Origin of the sequence: Stenotrophomonas sp. GbtcB23 (assembly GCF_019091045.1) — a bacterium.
GTDB lineage: Bacteria > Pseudomonadota > Gammaproteobacteria > Xanthomonadales > Xanthomonadaceae > Stenotrophomonas > Stenotrophomonas rhizophila_A.
Genome location: NZ_JAGXKC010000003.1, coordinates 139,247 through 155,873, shown reverse-complemented (window position 1 = coordinate 155,873; position 16,627 = coordinate 139,247). Strand labels below are relative to the sequence as shown.

The following is a 16,627-nucleotide window of genomic DNA, read 5'->3' as shown; positions in this document are numbered from 1 at the left end:
TCCATGATTGAGTTCTTCCTGGCACAACCGCAGGACACCGACCTGCTCGGCCAATGGCTGGCGGCCACCCGACCCCCGCACGCGGTGGTTGAGTTGAGAGGTGACCTCGGTGCCGGCAAGTCCACCCTGGCCCGGGCGCTGCTGCGCGCGCTGGGCGTGCAGGGCAACGTCCGCAGCCCCACCTACACGCTGGTCGAGCGCTATCCGCTGAGCGACGGTCACGAAGCCTGGCACCTGGACCTGTATCGGATCGGGCAGGCGGAAGAACTGGATTTCCTCGGCCTGGACGAGGGCAGTGCCTCGCTGTGGCTGGTGGAATGGCCCGAGCGCGGGGCCGGCGCGCTGCCGCCCACCGACCTGATCGTGGCGCTGGAGATCGAGGGGCAGGGCCGTCGCGCGCGGCTGGGCGCGGCCAGTGCGGCAGGACATGAATGGCTGGAACGGCTCCCGCAAGGGGGCGACTTGCAGGCCCTTTCTGTCGGCTGACAGTAGGAAACACCCCCAGGTTACGGATTATTAAGGGAAAAGGTGTTGCTTTTCATTCAGCGCAGTGATTGAATCCGTACCCATGCCAATGGGGAAGCCACTCACTGCCATCTGCGCCGCCGTCGGACTCTGTCTGGCGAGCGCGATGTCGTGGGCGGGCGAAGTCCGCCAGGTGGCCCTGGAGACCGGTTCGACCGGCACCCGCGCCGAGATCGCGCTGTCCGGCAGCGGCGGCTACAAGACCCTGACCTTGGCCGGCCCGAACCGGTTGGTGGTCGATTTCCCCGATTCCAGCGCGGTGCGCAACCTCAAGCTGCCTGCGCCCAAGGGCGTGGTCACGGCGGTACGCACCGGGCAGCCGGTGCCCGGCACGTTCCGGGTGGTGTTCGACCTGGCCGAATCGGTGGCGCCGTTCAAGCCGCAGCTGGTCAAGCAGGGCGAGGATTCGCGGCTGGTGATCGAGTGGCCGGGCGACGCACCGGCCAGCGTGGCCCGTGCGCCCGTGCCGACTACCCCGGCACCGGTCACTGCAGCGAACAGCACCACGCCAGGCAGCACGACTGCACCTGCACCGATGGCGGCGCAGGCCAACGGCGCGCCCGTGCCTGCAACCACCCAGACCCTGCCGCCGACGCCAGCCGAAGCGGCGCAGGCGCGCAATGACGCCGCCCGCGCCACGGCGCTGTTGACCGCTTCGGTGCGGCAACAGGCCAGCGTCAGCGCCGCCACGCCGGTGCCGACCCCGGCCGCGCCGACCGCGACCACGGTCAACGTGGCGGCGGCCGGCACCGCCAACGCTGCCAGCAATTCCGCGTCGCCTGCTGCCATCCTGGCCGGCCAGCCGACGGCGGCCAACGTGCCGGTGCCGACCACCGTGGTGCCGGCGCAGCCGCCGCGCCCGGTGATGCCCAGCGATGCGTCGCGGGTCAAGATGCAGTCGGGCATGCGCCCGCTGGTGGTGGCGATCGATCCCGGCCACGGCGGCCAGGACCCGGGCGCCGTGGGGCCGACCGGCAAGCGCGAAAAAGACATCACGCTGGCGGTGGCGCGTGAGCTGGCGCGCCAGGTCAATGCGACGCCGGGCCTGAAGGCGTTCCTGACCCGCGATACCGACGTGTTCATTCCGCTGCCGATGCGCGCGCAGAAGGCACGTTCGGCCAAGGCCGACATCTTCATCTCGATCCACGCCGATGCCGCGGAAAACCGCGCGGCGACGGGTTCGTCGGTATACGTGCTGTCGACCAAGGGCGCGTCGTCGCAGCGTGCGCGCTGGCTGGCGGACAAGGAAAACGCGGCCGACCTGGTCGGTGGCGTGCGCCTGCAGCAGACGGAGGGCACGCTGGCCAATGTGCTGCTGGACCTGGCCCAGAGCGGTTACATGAAGGCCTCCGAAGACGCGGCCGGGCATGTGCTGGGCGGGCTGAAGCGGATCGGCAAGAACCACAAGCCGGCGATTGAACGGGCCAACTTCGCGGTGCTGCGCACTTCGGACATGCCGGCGATGCTGGTGGAAACGGCCTTCATCTCCAACCCGGACGAGGAGCGCCGGCTGATGGACCCGGCCTACCAGCGCCAGATCGCTGGTGCGGTGTTGGATGGCGTGCATACGTTCTTCAGCCGCCAACCGCCACCAGGCACGCTCTACGCGGCCCGCGCCCAGGCCGAGATAGACGCCGCCAGCACGGTCGCCGGCGGCAGCAAATAAAAACCCGCTTCGGCGGGTTTTTTTGTGGCGTCTGCCCGGCCCCAACGTACCCACTGGAGCCCATGGTTGATTGATCCGGGTATCCGGACGTTACGTAACGGTTCGTAGCCCCGGCCGTTGGCCGGACACCGCGCGCAGCGCGGCCCAAGCGTCCGGAGCTCGACCTGCTCTCGATGGCGGCCATGCATCCGGGTGTAAACCCGAAACGAAACCGCGTATCAGGCGTCATGAACGCCTGACGGGTGTCTTCGGAACGCGTAAACGCCGGGGGGAAGGCCGCAACCGATGAATCGTCGGCTCCGGACGCTTGGGCCGCGCTGCGCGCGGTGTCCGGCCAACGGCCGGGGCTACGAATTTTTACGGGCCCATGGGGATCGGGATCAATCGACCATGGGCCCATTGGCCAATCGATATCGGAATCCATCCCCACGATCCGGATATCATTCCCGCATGACCATCCGCCAGCTTCCCGAAATCCTCATCAATCAGATCGCCGCGGGCGAAGTCGTTGAACGCCCGGCGTCGGTGGTCAAGGAACTGGTGGAAAACGCGCTCGATGCCGGTGCCACCCGCGTGGATATCGACCTGGAAGAGGGTGGGGTGCGGTTGATCCGCATCCGTGACGATGGTGGTGGCATCGCGCCGGAAGAACTGCCGCTGGCGGTGTCGCGGCATGCCACCAGCAAGATCGCCAGTCTGGATGACCTGGAAGCGGTGGCCACGCTGGGCTTCCGTGGCGAGGCGCTGCCGTCGATCGCGTCGGTGAGCCGCTTTACCCTGGCCTCGCGCCGGCGCAGTGACGAGCATGGCTCGGCGCTGCAGATCGAAGGCGGCAAGCTGGGTGAAGTCACCCCGCGCGCGCATGCACCGGGCACCACGGTGGAAGTGCGCGAGCTGTTCTACAACGTGCCGGCTCGCCGCAAATTCCTGCGCGCCGAGCGGACGGAACTGGGCCATATCGAAGAATGGCTGCGTTCGCTGGCGCTGGCGCGGCCGGACGTGGAGCTGCGCGTATCGCACAACGGCAAGCCGTCGCGGCGCTACAAGCCGGGTGATCTGTATTCCGATGCGCGGCTGGGCGAAACGCTGGGCGACGACTTCGCCGCCCAGGCCATGCGCGTGGACCACAGCGGTGCCGGGCTGCGCCTGCATGGCTGGATCGCGCAGCCGCATTATTCGCGCGCCAGCACTGACCAGCAGTACCTGTACGTCAACGGTCGTTCGGTGCGCGACCGCAGCGTGGCCCATGCGGTGAAGATGGCCTACGGCGATGTGCTGTTCCATGGCCGCCAGCCCGCGTACGTGCTGTTCCTGGAGCTGGACCCGACCCGGGTGGACGTCAATGTGCACCCGGCCAAACATGAAGTGCGTTTCCGCGATTCGAGGTTGATCCATGACTTCGTCTACCGCACGTTGAAAGAAGCGCTGGCCGAAACCCGTGCGGGCATGACCGCGACGGGGGCGGGCAGCGAGGGCGTCGCCGAGGCTGCCGCGCCTGCCTACGCCAGTGCGGCGGCCGGCACGGGCTACGCGTTGGCGGGCGGTGGCGGTGGTGGCATGGGCAACGCGGCCTGGCGCCCGCAGCAGTCGCCTTTGGGCCTGCGCGTGGCCGATGCCCCGTCGGCCTATGCAGCGCTGTACGCGCGCCCGGCCGGCAGCGATGCCGCGCTGCCGCCGATGCCCAGCGAGCAGGGCCTGCCGGTCACCGCGGCCGACAGTGGCGTGCCGCCGCTGGGCTATGCGGTGGCGCAGCTGCACGGTATCTACATCCTGGCCGAGAATGCCGAAGGCCTGATCGTGGTGGACATGCATGCCGCCCACGAGCGGATCGGCTATGAGCGGCTGAAGACCGCGCACGATGCCACCGGCCTGCATGCGCAGCCGCTGCTGGTGCCGATCACCCTGGCAGTGGGCGAGCGCGATGCCGATACCGCCGAGCGCGAAGCCGATACGCTGACCGCGCTGGGGTTCGAGATCACCCGGTCCGGTCCCGGTTCGCTGCATGTGCGCAGCATTCCCGCGCTGCTGGCCAACGCCGAGCCGGAAGGGCTGCTGCGCGATGTGCTCACCGACCTTCGCGAACACGGCCAGAGCCGGCGCATCGCCAGTGCGCGCGACGAACTGTTGTCGACCATGGCCTGCCACGGTGCGGTGCGCGCCAACCGGCGGCTGACCCTGCCGGAAATGAACGCGCTGCTGCGCGACATGGAAATTACCGAGCGGTCCGGCCAATGCAACCACGGCCGGCCCACCTGGGCCCGTTTTTCACTGGCGGAAATCGACCGCTGGTTCCTGCGCGGACGTTGAAGGGGAGCACGATGCGTACTTGGGGATGGGGACTCGGCGCGGCAGTGCTGGCGCTGGGCCTGGCAGGGTGTGGCGATAAAGAAGCCGCGCCGGCGCCGGCGGCGGTGGATCCGGCATTCGCCGCCGAACAGCAGCAATGGCGACAGCAGCGCTACACCGAGTTGCACGCGCCCGATGGCTGGACCAGCCTGGTCGGCCTGCACTGGCTTGAGCACAAGGCGCACTACATCGGCAGCGGCCCCGGCAGCGGCATCCGCCTGGCCGTGGGCCCGGCCAAGCTGGGCATGGTGGCGCACCGTGGCGACATACTCACCTTCACCCCCGAGCGCGGCACGGCACTGACCGTGGACGGCAAGCCGCTCACCGGGCCGATCCGTTTCCAGAGCGACCGCGATCCGACGCCTACGCTTATCGGCTTCGATGATGGCAAGGGCCAGCTCAGCCTGATCCACCGTGGTGAGCGCTACGCGCTGCGGGTCAAGCATGCCGACGCCTATTCGCGCACCGGCTTCACTGGCCTGAACTACTGGCCGGGTGGTCCGGACTGGCGCATCAGCGCGCGGTTTGTTCCGCACCCGGCCGGCAAGACCCTGCCGATCGTGGACATCACCGGCCTCACCACCGAGATGCCGAATTCGGGTGCGCTGGAATTCGAGCGCGATGGAAAGACCTGGCGGCTGGAAGCGCTGGGTGAGCCGGGGCGCGAGCTGTTCGTGATCTTCGGCGACCGCACCAGCGGCCATGGCAGTTACCCGGCTGGCCGCTACCTGGACCTGCCCGCACCGGATGCGAGCGGCAAGGTGGTGATTGATTTCAACCACGCCTACAACCCGCCGTGTGCGTTCACGCCGTTCGCCACGTGCCCACTGACCCCGCCGGAAAACCGCCTGGACCTGAAGGTCGAAGCCGGTGAGCAGGCCTACCACACACCCCAGGGAGGGGTTTGAGCATGACGATGCTGAAGCGACTGGCGGCCCCGCTGCTGCTGGCGACCAGCCTGCTGCTGGGCAGCGCAGCCACGATGGCCGCCGTGCCGGCGGCAAAATCCACCGCGCCGGTGCCGCTGCTGTGGAAGGTGACCGGCCCGGGCGACAGCCGGGTGTACCTGCTGGGCTCGTTCCATCTGCTGCGTGCCGACGATTATCCGCTGGCGGCCGACGTGGACCAGGCCTTTGCGGCGTCCAAGCGCGTGGTATTCGAACTCTCGCCGCAGGACATGCAGTCGCCGGACCTGACCCGCAAGATGCTGCAGGCGGCGATGCGCACCGATGGCAGCGAACTCAGGCGTGACCTGGACGACGCCACCTGGACCAAGCTGCAGGCCTACGCGCGCGACAACAACCTGCCGCTGGCACAGTTGCAGGGCATGAAGCCGTGGTTCGTCGGGCTGACCATCACGCTGTCGCAGTTCGCCAAGATGGGCCTGGACCCGGCGCTGGGGCTGGACCGGCATTTCATGACGCGCGCCGCCGATGCGGGCAAGCCGACCAGTGGCCTGGAAGACATCGATACGCAGGTGGCGGTGCTCTCGGGCATGTCCGCGCAGGAGCAGCAGCAGATGGTGGCCGAAGCGCTGGACCAGGCCAGCGAGGCCGATGCGATGGGTCGCAAGCTGCACGATGCCTGGCGCCGTGGCGACGACAAGCTGCTGTGGACCTCGATGGCCGCGGAAATGCGCGGCGAGTACCCGCAGCTGTACAAGCGCATCAATACCGACCGCAACAATGCGTGGGTACCCAAGCTGGAGCAGCAGCTCAAGGCCGGGCAGGGCGGCACGCTGGTGGTGGTGGGCTCGCTGCACCTGCTGGGCGATGATGGCGTCGTCGAAAAACTGCGCGCCAAGGGCTACCAGGTGGAGCGGATCTGCACCGGCTGCGCCAAACCCAAGCGCTGATTTCCACGGGGCGCAAATGAAAAAGGCGCGGCCGTGAGGCTGCGCCTTTTTTCATGCGTCCCGGCGCTGCCGGGCGAAGCAGTCAACGGCGGGTCTTGCCGGCCGTGGGGGCTTCGGGCTTGCCGGTGCCCGTACCGGTGCCGGTCTGGGTACCCGGCGGACGCGGGCCGAAGCCGCCGCCCATGTTGCGCTGGAAGTCCTGCCAAAGCTCCAGGTTGCGTTCGGTGAGCTGGTTCATCATCGCCCACGGGGTCTGGCCGAGCAGGTTGCCCATCTGCTGACGGAACTGCTGCTGCTGGTCCAGGAAGACCTGCATGCTGCGCTCCAGGTAGTTGCCCATGAAGCCCTGCAGCGAATCGCCATAGAACCGGATCAGCTGGCTGAGCAGCTGGGTGGAGAGCATGGGCTCACCGTCCTGTTCCTGGTCGGCGATGATCTGCAGCAACACTGAACGGGTCAGGTCGTCGCCGCTCTTGGCGTCGCGGACTTCGAAGTCCTCGCCGTCCAGGATCAGCTGGCGCACGTCCTCGATGGTGATGTAACTGGAAATCTCGGTGTCGTAGAGACGGCGGTTGGGATACTTCTTGATGATGCGGTTCGCAGCCATGAAGCAATCACTCGTCAGCGTAAGGGCGAAGCATGGCGCAGCGCAGCAGGCGTTGCAACCTCCTTTGGTCATTTGGTGGCGTTCTTCATGCTGCGCAGCATGGGTGCAGCATTCCGGGGTATTCGCAACGCCTGCTGCGCTTGCCCACGTTTTGCTGCGCAAAACGTGGGCCTCTGCGGCATGCCGCCTTAACCCCGCGCCTTCGGCGCGCCCCCTTCAACAAGCAGGGGGCTCCTCCTGCGGTGGGCGGGCGGGTGAAGTGCAGCATTTTTTTCGCAGGTATGCCGATATGGCGGTGGCGCCGGCGGTTGGGGGCCTTGGGAACCTGTGGTGGGTAACGGTGTAAGCGTTACCAGCCCATGTGGTGGCCGCCGTTGATGTCGAGGTTGGAGCCGGTGATCCAGGCGGCTTCTTCGGCGACCAGGAAGGCGACGGCGTAGGCGATTTCCTCGGGCTTGCCGAGGCGGCCGGTGGGGATGTCGGCGATGATCTTGGCGCGTACTTCGTCGGGCACGGCCATCACCATGTCGGTGGCGACGTAGCCGGGCGAGATGGTGTTGACGGTGATGCCGAAGCCGGCATTTTCGCGCGCCAGCGAGATGGTGAAGCCGTGCATGCCGGCCTTGGCGGCGGCGTAGTTGGCCTGGCCGTACTGGCCCTTCAGGCCGTTGATCGAGCTGATCTGGATCACCCGGCCCCAGCCGCGGCGGCGCATGCCTTCAATGACCGGGCGGGTGACGTTGAACACCGAATTGAGGTTGGTGTTGATCACGTCGTGCCACTGGTCGGCGCGCATGCGGTGGAAGGTGGTGTCGCGGGTGATGCCGGCGTTGTTGACCAGGATCTCGACCGGGCCCAGTGCGGCTTCCACCGCGTGCACCATCTGTTCGGCGGTATCCGGATCGGAGACGTCGCCGGGGAAGATCGCCACGTCGCAGCCGCGCGCCAGCATCTTCTCGCGCCAGGCCAGGGCCTTGGCTTCGTCACGGTAGTTGGTGGCAACCCGATGGCCCTGGTCGGCCAGACGTTGGCAGATGGCGGAACCGATACCGCCGGTACCACCGGTGACCAGTGCGACGCGAGATGTCATGAGCAGCTACTCCGGGGCCAACAGGGGGGGGACAGCGATTCTGCAACATCGCGGCGGAAAATGGGCGGCTCAGCAGGCGTCGGCGTCAAGGCGGATGTCACCCGGTGGCAATCGCGCCGGGTCGAAGCCGGCAACGGCCCGTTCAAGGAGCTCGGTAACGCTGCGGCAGCCCTGCAGGCGTGCGGGATCCTGGCCAAGCTGCGCCCAGGCCTGCTGCAGGGCGGGCAGGGGACGATGGGCATCGACCGGGCGCGCGGCGGCGGATTTGGACAGTTTGAGCCCGTCCGGCTCCAGCAGCAGCGGCAGGTGCAGGTAGCGCGGGGTGGGCAGCCCCAGCGCCTGCTGCAGCAGGATCTGGCGCGGCGTGGAATCGAGCAGGTCAGCCCCGCGTACCACGTCGGTGATGGCCTGGTCGCCGTCGTCGACCACCACGGCCAGCTGGTAGGCCCAGTAGCCGTCCGCCCGGCGCAGTACGAAATCGCCGACTTCGGCATGCACGTCCTGGCGGATCCGGCCGCGCAGGCCGTCGTCGAACGCGACCACGCTGCCCGGCGGCACGCGCAGGCGGATGGCCGGTCGGGCGCGTTCAGTACGTGCCACGCAGTAATGATGAATACCCTGCTGGTCGGCCAGTTCGGTACGGCTGCAGTGGCAGGCAAAGGCCTTGTCCTCGGCCAGCAGGCGGTCCAGCGCGGCCTGGTAGAGGGCGTCGCGCTGGCTCTGGTGGACGATGGCGTCATCGCTGCCCAGGCCGAAGGCGGCCAGGGCGGCCAGTTGCTGGTCGATGGCGCCAGGCACGGTGCGGGGCGGGTCGACGTCTTCGACCCGGACCAGCCACTGGCCACGGGCGTGCCGGGCCAGCAGCCAGCTGCCGAAGGCGGCGAGCAGCGAGCCGGCGTGGAGGGGGCCGGTGGGCGAGGGGGCGAAGCGCCCGCGGTAGGCAGTCATGGACATGAACTATGAATCGTCGGTCAGGTTGCGACTTGAATTCAACATGAAGTCCCCGCAGATTTGCACCAACACCCACCTGAAAGCGTCCTTTTCCCATGTTCAGTCGTATTGCCCTGTTCCTCGCGACCAACTTCGCCGTGTTGATCCTGGCAGGCTTCGTAATGCGCCTGGCCGGTATCGATCCGGCAAGCATGAGCGGCCTGCTGGTGGTTGCGGCCATCTTCGGTTTTGGCGGGTCGCTGATCTCGCTGCTGCTGTCGAAGTGGATGGCCAAGCGTTCCACTGGCGCGGTAGTGATCACCGAGCCGCGCAACCAGACCGAGCGCTGGCTGCTGGCCACGGTGGAGCGCCAGGCGCGCGAAGCCGGTATCGGCATGCCGGAAGTGGCGGTCTATGACGGCCCGGAAATCAATGCGTTCGCAACCGGTGCCAACCGCAACAACGCGCTGGTGGCGGTCTCCACGGGCCTGCTGCAGAACATGAGCGAGGACGAGGCCGAGGCGGTACTGGGCCATGAAATCGCGCACGTGGCCAACGGTGACATGATCACCATGGCGCTGCTGCAGGGCGTGCTCAACACGTTCGTGATCGTGCTGGCACGCGTGGTCGGCGGCATCATCGACAGTGCGCTGTCGGGCAACCGCGAAGGCGGCGGCCGCGGCTTCGCCTACTTCATCATCGTGTTCGTGCTGGAAATGGTGTTCGGCCTGTTCGCGACCATGATCGCCATGTGGTTCTCGCGCCATCGCGAGTTCCGCGCCGACGCCGGCGGTGCGCACCTGGCCGGCCGCCAGAAGATGATCGCCGCACTGGAGCGCCTGAAGCTCAATCACGGCCAGAGCACCCTGCCGACCCAGATCGCCGCGTTCGGCATCGCCGGCGCCACCGCCAAGAAGCTGTTCCTGAGCCACCCGCCGCTGGAAGAGCGCATTGCCGCGCTGAAGGCCGCGAGCAACACCGTGGCGTGATGCGCTGGTGGTTGGTTTGAAAGAAGCGCCCGGCCTGTTGGTCGGGCGTTTTCTTTTTGCGGCATGGGTAGGTACCGACCGTTGGTCGGTGCGCAATGCAAAAAGCCTTCGCCTGCTGGGCTTGCCGCGCTGGGAAGCACTAGCGTTTTCATTCTCTGCGCGCGGGGGCGCGGGGTGGGAGGGGGTAGCGGGGCACGCGTGAACCCATCCATGGGGCTTATCGCAGCATCCATGCTGCTCAAAGCCCCGCTACCCCCTCCCACCCCGCGCCCCCAGACAGATCGCGCCGGCGGTGACGAAGTCAACGGCAAGTGGCGATCTGTGGAGCAACCTGTTACTTCGTAGAGCCACGCCATGCGTGGCTGAGCAGCCGAGAATGCGGCGGCTCGCGCGACGCTTTTGATCTTGTGTCCGGTCGTCGCAGAGAACTGAGGGGGCGAGGGCGGGGATGCCCTGGCCGGACTTTGAGCAGCATGGATGCTGCGATAAGCCCCATGGATGGGTTCACGCGTGTCCGGCCAGGGCATCCCCGTCCTCGCCCCGCGCAGGAACAACCGAACAGCCAACGCTCTAAGCGCGGACCCAAACAAAAAAAACGGCGCCCGCAGGCGCCGTCGCTTGAATCGCACATCAACCAGATCAGAACTTCGCGTCGAACTCGGCCGCGTAGCCCGTGTTGACCAGCACCTTCTGCAGGATGTCGGTGTTCTTCACGTTGCCGGCCACGATCTGCTGGGTTTCCGGGCCACGGCTGTCCATGCGGCCCGGGGTTGCGCCCTTGAAGTCGCAGACGCGGCCGCCGGCCTCGCGGACCAGCAGTACGCCGGCGGCGATGTCCCAGGCTTTCACGCCTGCTTCGAAGTAGGCGTCGGCGCGGCCGCAGGCCACGTAGGCCAGGTCCAGCGCGGCCGAACCGGTGCGGCGCACGTCTTCGGCGTGGACCAGCAGCGCGTCCACCGCCTTCAGCTGGGCGCTGGTGCGGTTGCGCTCGCGCGGGGCGAAGCCGGTGTGGATCATCGCGCCCGCCAGGTCCTTGCGGTCGGCCACGCGGATGCGGCGGTCGTTCAGCACCGCACCGGCGCCACGGCTGGCGGTGAACAGTTCATTGCGGAGCGGATCGAAGATCACCGCGTCGATCGGCTCGCCGTTTTCGACCAGGGCAATGGAGACGCAGTAGTGCGGGAAGCCGCGGAGGTAGTTGCTGGTGCCGTCGAGCGGGTCGATGACCCACATGTAGCGGTTGACGGCCTGCACGCCGCCTTCCTCGCCCATGATCCCGTACTCGGGATAGGCGCGCTTGAGTTCCTTGACGATCACCTTTTCCGCATCCGCATCGACTTCACTGGCATAGTCCATGCGCCCCTTCTGCACGACGTTCAACGCCTCCAGCTTGTTGATGTTGCGCAACAGGACGTTGCCGGCGAGGCGGGCGGCCTTGACCATGACGGTGACGGCGGGTTTCTGCATGGCGAAAAGCTCCCGGAAAGGCAGAGTAGGGGGTACTGGCGGGGGAAAAGAGCGGTCCCGGCGCAGAGGCCGGTCACACAGTTTACCATTTGTGACTGTCCTGCTCGCGTTTGGCCTGTTCATGTCCACTGAATCTGCTTCCTCCCGTATCCGTTTCGTCCTCGTGGGCACCCAGCACCCCGGCAACATGGGCGCCGCCGCGCGTGCCATGAAGACCATGGGACTGGGCCGGCTGGTGCTGGTCGCCCCCGAAAAGCCGCTGGATGAGGAAGCCTTCCGCCGCTCGGCCGGCGCCGAGGACGTGCTGGGCGACGCCCCGGTCGTGGCCACCCTGGCCGAAGCCGTGGCCGACTGCCGGCTGGTGCTGGGCTGTACCGCCCGCGCCCGCCGCGTCCAACTCGAAGAACTGCTGCCCGGCGTGGCCGCCCAGCGCGCCCTGGCCAAGGCGGCCGAGATCGATGGCGAGGTCGCCTTCGTATTCGGTCGCGAGCGTACCGGCCTGACCAATGAAGAGCTGCAGCTGTGCCACCTGGCCGTGCACATTCCTTCCAACCCGGAGTTCAGCTCGCTGAACCTCGCCGCCGCCGTGCAGGTGCTGGCCTACGAGCTGCGCATGGCCAGCCTGGGTGGAGTGGAAGCGGCCGCGCCGGCCGATCCTGAACATCGTGAACAGCCGGCCAGCCACGCCCAGGTCGAAGGCCTGTTCGGCCAGCTCGGCCAGACCCTGGACGAGATCGACTTCCACAAGGGCCGCGCCCCGGATTCGGCCATGCGCAAACTGCGCCGGCTGTTCCTGCGCACCGAACTGAGCGAACAGGAAGTGCGGCTGCTGCGCGGCATTCTGGCCGACGCCCAGCGGATGGCACGCCTGGCGAACGCTAAACCCGATTGACCCGACGCACGTCTCACTTTTTCGGGTAGGCTGTCTCGATTCCTTGGGGGGAGCGGATGGGATTGCCGGTACTGCGATGGCTGCTGCAGGGAGGGGTGCTGTGTCTGGCCAGCGTCATGACGGCTGGCACCGCAGCGGCCCCCCCTGATGACACCCGTCCAGGCCACGCCGAACCGGGCCATGTCCTGGTGCTGGGTCGGATCAGCGACAACCCCAAGTCACACTATGCGCAACTGCAACCCCTGCTCGACTATGTTGTTCCACGCATGCGCGATGTCGGCATCACCGAAGGCCGCATCCTGATGGCGCCCGATGCGCAGCAGATGGCCAGCTACCTGCGCCGTGGCCGGGTCGACTGGGTCACCGAAACCTCCGGCACCGCCGTCAACCTGGGCCTGCGCAGCGGCGCCCAGCCGCTGCTGCTGACCGAACGCAGCGGCGTGCGCGACTACCAGACCGTGTTTTTCGTGCGCCGCGACAGCCCCATCACCTCGCTGGCCGACCTCAAGGGCCACACCCTGGCCCTGCAGAACGTGGCCTCCACCAGCGCCTACCTGGTGCCGGTGATGACCCTGTTGCAGAACGGCCTGACCCCGGAGATCCTGTTGTCCGCGCGCGACGCGGCCGCGCCCGATACGGTGGGCTATGTGTTCGCGCGGTCGGAGGCCAACATCGCCACCTTCGTGCACAAGGGCATGGTCGATGCCGGCGCGGTCAGCAGCGTGGATTGGGCCGATCAGCACCGGATTCCGGCCGCGTTCCGCCGCGACTTCCGTGCCATCCATCGCACCGAGCCGTACCCGCGTGCGGTGGAAGTGGTGCGCGCGGGGCTGGACCCGAAAGTGCGTGACAGGTTGCAGCAGGTACTGCTGGATGCCGCCTCGGATCCGCAGGCGCAGGATGCGCTCGAGAAGTTTTTTGGTACGTCCGGGTTCCATCGGGTCGATGCGCAGATGCAGCACCGTTTGGATGAATTGAAACAGGGTCTTACACGCGTGCGGATGGAAGTGGAATGAGGCCGTTGGGTTCCGGAATGCAGTCCCGTTTCGTGTTGGCGATGGGCGGGGCGATGGTGGTGGTGGTGGCGATCGTGGCCGTGGTGCTGGGGCGCCAGGCGGCGATGCAGGAGGAGGTCAAGCACCTCAGCGGCAGCGTCATCCACGAACTGTTCGACCGCAGCGTGCGCAGCCGGGGCGAGGCCCTGGCGCGCGAGCTGTCCGACGCGCTGGCCAACCCGCTGTACTACAACGACCTGGCCCAGGTAGGTGCGCTGGTGCGCAATACCTCGCGGCAACAGGTGGTGCGCTACGTGCTGGTGTTCGACGAGGACGGCAAGCTGATCCACGACGGTTCGACCGAAGTGGTCGATTTCGGCCGGCCCATGGAAGATCCGCTGGCCGCTGGGGCAGTGGGCGCGCGCAAGCTGGTGGTGCAGCAATCGCCCAAAGTGCTCGACAACGCCATGCCGATCATGATCGGCAACCAGCGCATTGGCGGCGTCCGCGTCGGCATGGCGCTGGATGACGTGCAGGCCATGGAGCAGCGGGCCAACCTGACCCTGGGCGAGCGCCTGCAGCAGGTGGGCAAGCGCCACCTGGGCTGGCTGCTGCTGATGCTGGGCCTGCTGCTGGCCATCGGCGCGGGGGTCATCGTGTATGTGCAGCGCACCCTGGTCGGCCCGATCCGCGGGTTGGCCGCCGCCGCGCGCCAGATCGAGGCGGGTGACTACCGGCCGCAGCTGAGCAACAGCAACCGCCAGGACGAAGTGGGCGAGCTGGTGCGTGCGTTCGGCCGGATGAGCGAGGCCATTGCGCGGCACGATCGCGAAGTGCGCCACATGGCCTATACCGATGCCCTGACCGGGCTGACCAACCGGCTGGCGTTCCGCGAGGCGCTGGACCACCGGCTGATGGCCGCGCGCGCGTCCAACCACCGCTTGGGCCTGTTGTTCGCCGACATGGACGACTTCAAGCGCGTCAACGACACCCTCGGCCACGAGGCCGGCGATGAAGCGCTGCTGCAGTTCGCCCAGCGCATCAGTGCGGCCGTGGCCCAGGCCGGGGGCGACGAAGCGCTGCTGGCCCGCTTTGGCGGCGACGAGTTCGTGATCCTGATCGGCGATGGCGACGTGGCGGCGAGCGCGCGCCAGCTGGCTGAACTGCTGGTCCGCGAACTGAGCAAGCCGCTGGTGGTGCAGGGCCGCGAGCTGTTCCTCGGCACCTCCATCGGCGTGACCCTGTTCCCCGACGATGCCGCCGATGCGACCACCCTGCTCAAGAATGGCGACATCGCCATGTACCAGGCCAAGGTCGCCGGCAAGAACTGCTACCGCTATTACAGTCGGGCCATGGACCATGCGGTGGAACGCCGCGTGCACATGGAGCAGGAACTGCGCGGCGCCTGGGAGCGCGGCGAGCTGCGCCTGGTCTACCAGCCCATCTTCCGTACCCGCGACCGCCGCATGGTCGGGGTCGAAGTGCTGCTGCGCTGGCAGCACCCGACCCTGGGCACCATTCCGCCCTCGGTGTTCATCGAAGTGGCCGAACAGAGTGGCCTGATCGAAGTGATCGGCCCGAAGGTGCTGCGCGCGGCCTGCATGGAAGCGGTGCAGTGGCCGCATTCGTCCGATGGCGAAGGCATGTTCGTCTCGGTCAACGTATCTCCGCGCCAGCTGCGCGGCGGCGAGCTGCCCCAGCTGGTGGCCGACTGCCTGCGTGACACCGGCCTGCCGGCCTCGCGCCTGCACCTGGAGCTGACCGAAACGGCGGTGATCGGCGATGAGATGCTGGCCGCGGCCCTGCTGGACAAGCTGCACCGCACCGGCGTGAAGGTCTGGCTGGACGATTTCGGCACCGGCTTCTCGGGGCTGAGCCACCTGCGCCAGGTGCCGGTGGACGGGGTCAAGATCGACAAGAGCTTCGTCGCCGACATGCAGCGCGACCCGGACGACCTGGCCCTGACCACGGCGATCATCGCCATGGCCCACGCGCTGGGCATCACCGTGGTGGCCGAAGGCATCGAACAGGAAGTGCAGTTCGACCTGCTGAGCCAGCGCGGTTGCGACCTGGCGCAGGGCTATTGGCTGAGCGTGCCGATCACGGCCACCGATGTCGTGGAAATGATCGAATCCGGGCGGTAGGGCGGCAAAGCGGAAGCCGACTAACAGTCGGCTCTACCGCAAGCGCGGTGTAGGGCGCTTGCGCCCTACACCGGGCGCTTGCTGGAATCGCCGGAAATTTCCCGCACCAGCTTCGGTACCAGGTACCCGGACAACCGCGCCGTCAGCTGCGCGTGCAGCGATTTGGCCGTTGCATCGTCCACCTCGAAATGCGCCACGCCCTGTACCCGGTCCACCTGGTACAGGTAATACGGCAGCACGCCTGCAGCAAAACTGCGCTCGCTCAGGTCCTGCAGCGCCTGCAGCGAATCGTTCACCCCGCGCAGCAGCACTGCCTGGTTGAGCAGGGTAGCGCCGGCGCCGCGCAGGCGCGCCATGGCCGCATCCACCGATGCATCGAATTCATTGGCGTGGTTGGCGTGGATCACGAACGCCACCGGCCAGGGCAGGGCGGCGATCCACTGCACCAGCTCCTCGTCCACCCGCTCGGGCAGCACCACCGGCAGGCGGCTGTGGATGCGCAGGCGGCGCAGGTGCGGAATCTGCTTCAGCGCCTGGGTCAGCTCCACCAGCTTGTGGGTGGCCAGCGACAGCGGATCGCCGCCGGACAGGATCACCTCGTCAATGCCCGGGTCCTGCGCGATTGCGTCCACCGCCTCGCGCCAGCCCTCGCGGGCCGCGTTCTCGGTGCCGTAATCGAAATGCCGGCGGAAGCAGTAACGGCAATTGATCGCGCAGCTGCCGGTGGTCACCAGCAGGGCACGGCCCTGGTACTTCTGGATCACCCCGGTGGCCTTGCGGGCCAGCCCATCGCCGACCGCATCCAGGGTGAAGCCCGGCGCGTGCTGCAGCTCGTCGGTCACCGGCAGTACCTGGCGCAGCAGCGGGTCATGGCGGTCGCCCTGGCGCATGCGGGCGATGAAGCCTTGCGGCACCCGCAGCGCGAACTGCCCGGCCGCCTCGGCCGATACCGGCAGCGCGTCCGGATCCAGCCCCAGCTGTTCCAGCAGGGTCCGCGGGTCGCGGACCGCCTCGCGCCACAGCTGCTGCCAGCGGACGGGGGTGGGCAGGGGCGTGGCGGAGAGCTGCATGGAATGGGGGCCTGCGGTTATCATAGGGAAAGCCTTTCCATTCTATCCGGC

General features: G+C 67.6%; 14 protein-coding genes. 9 read left to right on the top strand and 5 right to left on the bottom strand.

Annotation, left to right across the window (positions count from 1 at the left end; translation table 11 throughout):
* The first annotated feature begins 3 nt into the window (after positions 1-3).
* The 5 genes from tsaE (at position 4) to KVS69_RS02475 (ending at position 6,392) form a co-directional block, all read left to right on the top strand.
* Entirely contained in the window at positions 4-486 is a 483-nt protein-coding gene (gene tsaE / locus KVS69_RS02495; protein ID WP_093536353.1) for a tRNA (adenosine(37)-N6)-threonylcarbamoyltransferase complex ATPase subunit type 1 TsaE, read from the top strand.
* Between the two features lie 88 nt (positions 487-574).
* Positions 575-2,191: an N-acetylmuramoyl-L-alanine amidase gene (locus tag KVS69_RS02490; RefSeq protein WP_217536545.1), complete on the top strand. Its 1,617-nt coding sequence runs from the start codon at positions 575-577 to the stop codon at positions 2,189-2,191.
* 450 nt (positions 2,192-2,641) lie between these two features.
* The gene (gene mutL, locus KVS69_RS02485; protein WP_217536405.1) at positions 2,642-4,498 is read left to right on the top strand and encodes a DNA mismatch repair endonuclease MutL; all 1,857 of its coding nucleotides are present in this window, start codon (positions 2,642-2,644) and stop codon (positions 4,496-4,498) included.
* Between the two features lie 11 nt (positions 4,499-4,509).
* Positions 4,510-5,445 carry a DUF1684 domain-containing protein gene (locus KVS69_RS02480; RefSeq protein ID WP_217536402.1) on the top strand — a complete coding sequence of 312 codons (936 nt, stop codon included), beginning with the start codon at positions 4,510-4,512 and terminating at the stop codon, positions 5,443-5,445.
* Positions 5,446-5,447: 2 nt separating this feature from the next.
* A complete protein-coding gene (locus tag KVS69_RS02475) occupies positions 5,448-6,392 on the top strand; it encodes a TraB/GumN family protein (RefSeq protein ID WP_217536400.1) in 945 nt (314 codons plus the stop codon).
* Between the two features lie 82 nt (positions 6,393-6,474).
* Here KVS69_RS02475 and phaR read toward each other — a convergent pair whose 3' ends face one another.
* From phaR to gluQRS, 3 genes are all read right to left on the bottom strand, one after another.
* Positions 6,475-6,999, bottom strand: coding sequence for a polyhydroxyalkanoate synthesis repressor PhaR (phaR, locus tag KVS69_RS02470; protein WP_068853272.1), 525 nt, complete (start codon positions 6,997-6,999; stop codon positions 6,475-6,477).
* A 349-nt stretch (positions 7,000-7,348) separates the two neighbouring features.
* Positions 7,349-8,089 (bottom strand): beta-ketoacyl-ACP reductase, encoded by a 741-nt coding sequence (locus KVS69_RS02465; protein WP_068853270.1) that lies wholly within the window; start codon positions 8,087-8,089, stop codon positions 7,349-7,351.
* Positions 8,090-8,158: 69 nt separating this feature from the next.
* Positions 8,159-9,043, bottom strand: coding sequence for a tRNA glutamyl-Q(34) synthetase GluQRS (gene gluQRS, locus KVS69_RS02460; protein WP_217536389.1), 885 nt, complete (start codon positions 9,041-9,043; stop codon positions 8,159-8,161).
* Positions 9,044-9,135: 92 nt separating this feature from the next.
* Here gluQRS and htpX point away from each other — a divergent pair, with 92 nt between their 5' ends.
* Positions 9,136-10,008: a protease HtpX gene (htpX, locus tag KVS69_RS02455; protein ID WP_068853266.1), complete on the top strand. Its 873-nt coding sequence runs from the start codon at positions 9,136-9,138 to the stop codon at positions 10,006-10,008.
* 639 nt (positions 10,009-10,647) lie between these two features.
* Here htpX and KVS69_RS02450 read toward each other — a convergent pair.
* Positions 10,648-11,475 carry an inositol monophosphatase family protein gene (locus KVS69_RS02450; protein WP_068853263.1) on the bottom strand — a complete coding sequence of 276 codons (828 nt, stop codon included), beginning with the start codon at positions 11,473-11,475 and terminating at the stop codon, positions 10,648-10,650.
* Between the two features lie 121 nt (positions 11,476-11,596).
* On the opposite strand from KVS69_RS02450, the gene KVS69_RS02445 reads away from it, so the two are divergent.
* The 3 genes from KVS69_RS02445 to KVS69_RS02435 are packed head-to-tail and all read left to right on the top strand — an operon-like array spanning position 11,597 to position 15,506.
* Complete coding sequence (locus KVS69_RS02445; RefSeq protein ID WP_217536386.1) at positions 11,597-12,367, top strand: RNA methyltransferase; 771 nt, start codon at positions 11,597-11,599, stop codon at positions 12,365-12,367.
* A gap of 56 nt (positions 12,368-12,423) precedes the next feature.
* On the top strand, positions 12,424-13,383 hold the full coding sequence (locus KVS69_RS02440; RefSeq protein WP_217536383.1) for a phosphate/phosphite/phosphonate ABC transporter substrate-binding protein: 960 nt from the start codon (positions 12,424-12,426) through the stop codon (positions 13,381-13,383).
* Positions 13,380-15,506, top strand: coding sequence for an EAL domain-containing protein (locus KVS69_RS02435; protein ID WP_217536380.1), 2,127 nt, complete (start codon positions 13,380-13,382; stop codon positions 15,504-15,506). The genes KVS69_RS02440 and KVS69_RS02435 overlap by 4 nt, the downstream gene beginning before the upstream one ends.
* 65 nt (positions 15,507-15,571) lie before the next feature.
* On the opposite strand, the gene epmB is transcribed toward KVS69_RS02435, so the two are convergent.
* Positions 15,572-16,576 carry an EF-P beta-lysylation protein EpmB gene (gene epmB / locus KVS69_RS02430; protein WP_184126582.1) on the bottom strand — a complete coding sequence of 335 codons (1,005 nt, stop codon included), beginning with the start codon at positions 16,574-16,576 and terminating at the stop codon, positions 15,572-15,574.
* Positions 16,577-16,627 lie beyond the last annotated feature (51 nt).

What these genes read in the sequence shown, in the direction of transcription:
- KVS69_RS02440 (WP_217536383.1), top strand. Translation starts at nt 12,424, where the DNA reads ATGGGATTGCCGGTACTGCGATGGCTGCTGCAGGGAGGGGTGCTGTGT.
- KVS69_RS02450 (WP_068853263.1), bottom strand. Translation starts at nt 11,475, where the DNA reads ATGCAGAAACCCGCCGTCACCGTCATGGTCAAGGCCGCCCGCCTCGCC.
- epmB (WP_184126582.1), bottom strand. Translation starts at nt 16,576, where the DNA reads ATGCAGCTCTCCGCCACGCCCCTGCCCACCCCCGTCCGCTGGCAGCAG.
- KVS69_RS02475 (WP_217536400.1), top strand. Translation starts at nt 5,448, where the DNA reads ATGACGATGCTGAAGCGACTGGCGGCCCCGCTGCTGCTGGCGACCAGC.
- htpX (WP_068853266.1), top strand. Translation starts at nt 9,136, where the DNA reads ATGTTCAGTCGTATTGCCCTGTTCCTCGCGACCAACTTCGCCGTGTTG.
- tsaE (WP_093536353.1), top strand. Translation starts at nt 4, where the DNA reads ATGATTGAGTTCTTCCTGGCACAACCGCAGGACACCGACCTGCTCGGC.
- phaR (WP_068853272.1), bottom strand. Translation starts at nt 6,999, where the DNA reads ATGGCTGCGAACCGCATCATCAAGAAGTATCCCAACCGCCGTCTCTAC.
- mutL (WP_217536405.1), top strand. Translation starts at nt 2,642, where the DNA reads ATGACCATCCGCCAGCTTCCCGAAATCCTCATCAATCAGATCGCCGCG.
- KVS69_RS02490 (WP_217536545.1), top strand. Translation starts at nt 575, where the DNA reads ATGGGGAAGCCACTCACTGCCATCTGCGCCGCCGTCGGACTCTGTCTG.
- KVS69_RS02445 (WP_217536386.1), top strand. Translation starts at nt 11,597, where the DNA reads ATGTCCACTGAATCTGCTTCCTCCCGTATCCGTTTCGTCCTCGTGGGC.
- KVS69_RS02465 (WP_068853270.1), bottom strand. Translation starts at nt 8,089, where the DNA reads ATGACATCTCGCGTCGCACTGGTCACCGGTGGTACCGGCGGTATCGGT.
- KVS69_RS02435 (WP_217536380.1), top strand. Translation starts at nt 13,380, where the DNA reads ATGAGGCCGTTGGGTTCCGGAATGCAGTCCCGTTTCGTGTTGGCGATG.
- KVS69_RS02480 (WP_217536402.1), top strand. Translation starts at nt 4,510, where the DNA reads ATGCGTACTTGGGGATGGGGACTCGGCGCGGCAGTGCTGGCGCTGGGC.
- gluQRS (WP_217536389.1), bottom strand. Translation starts at nt 9,043, where the DNA reads ATGTCCATGACTGCCTACCGCGGGCGCTTCGCCCCCTCGCCCACCGGC.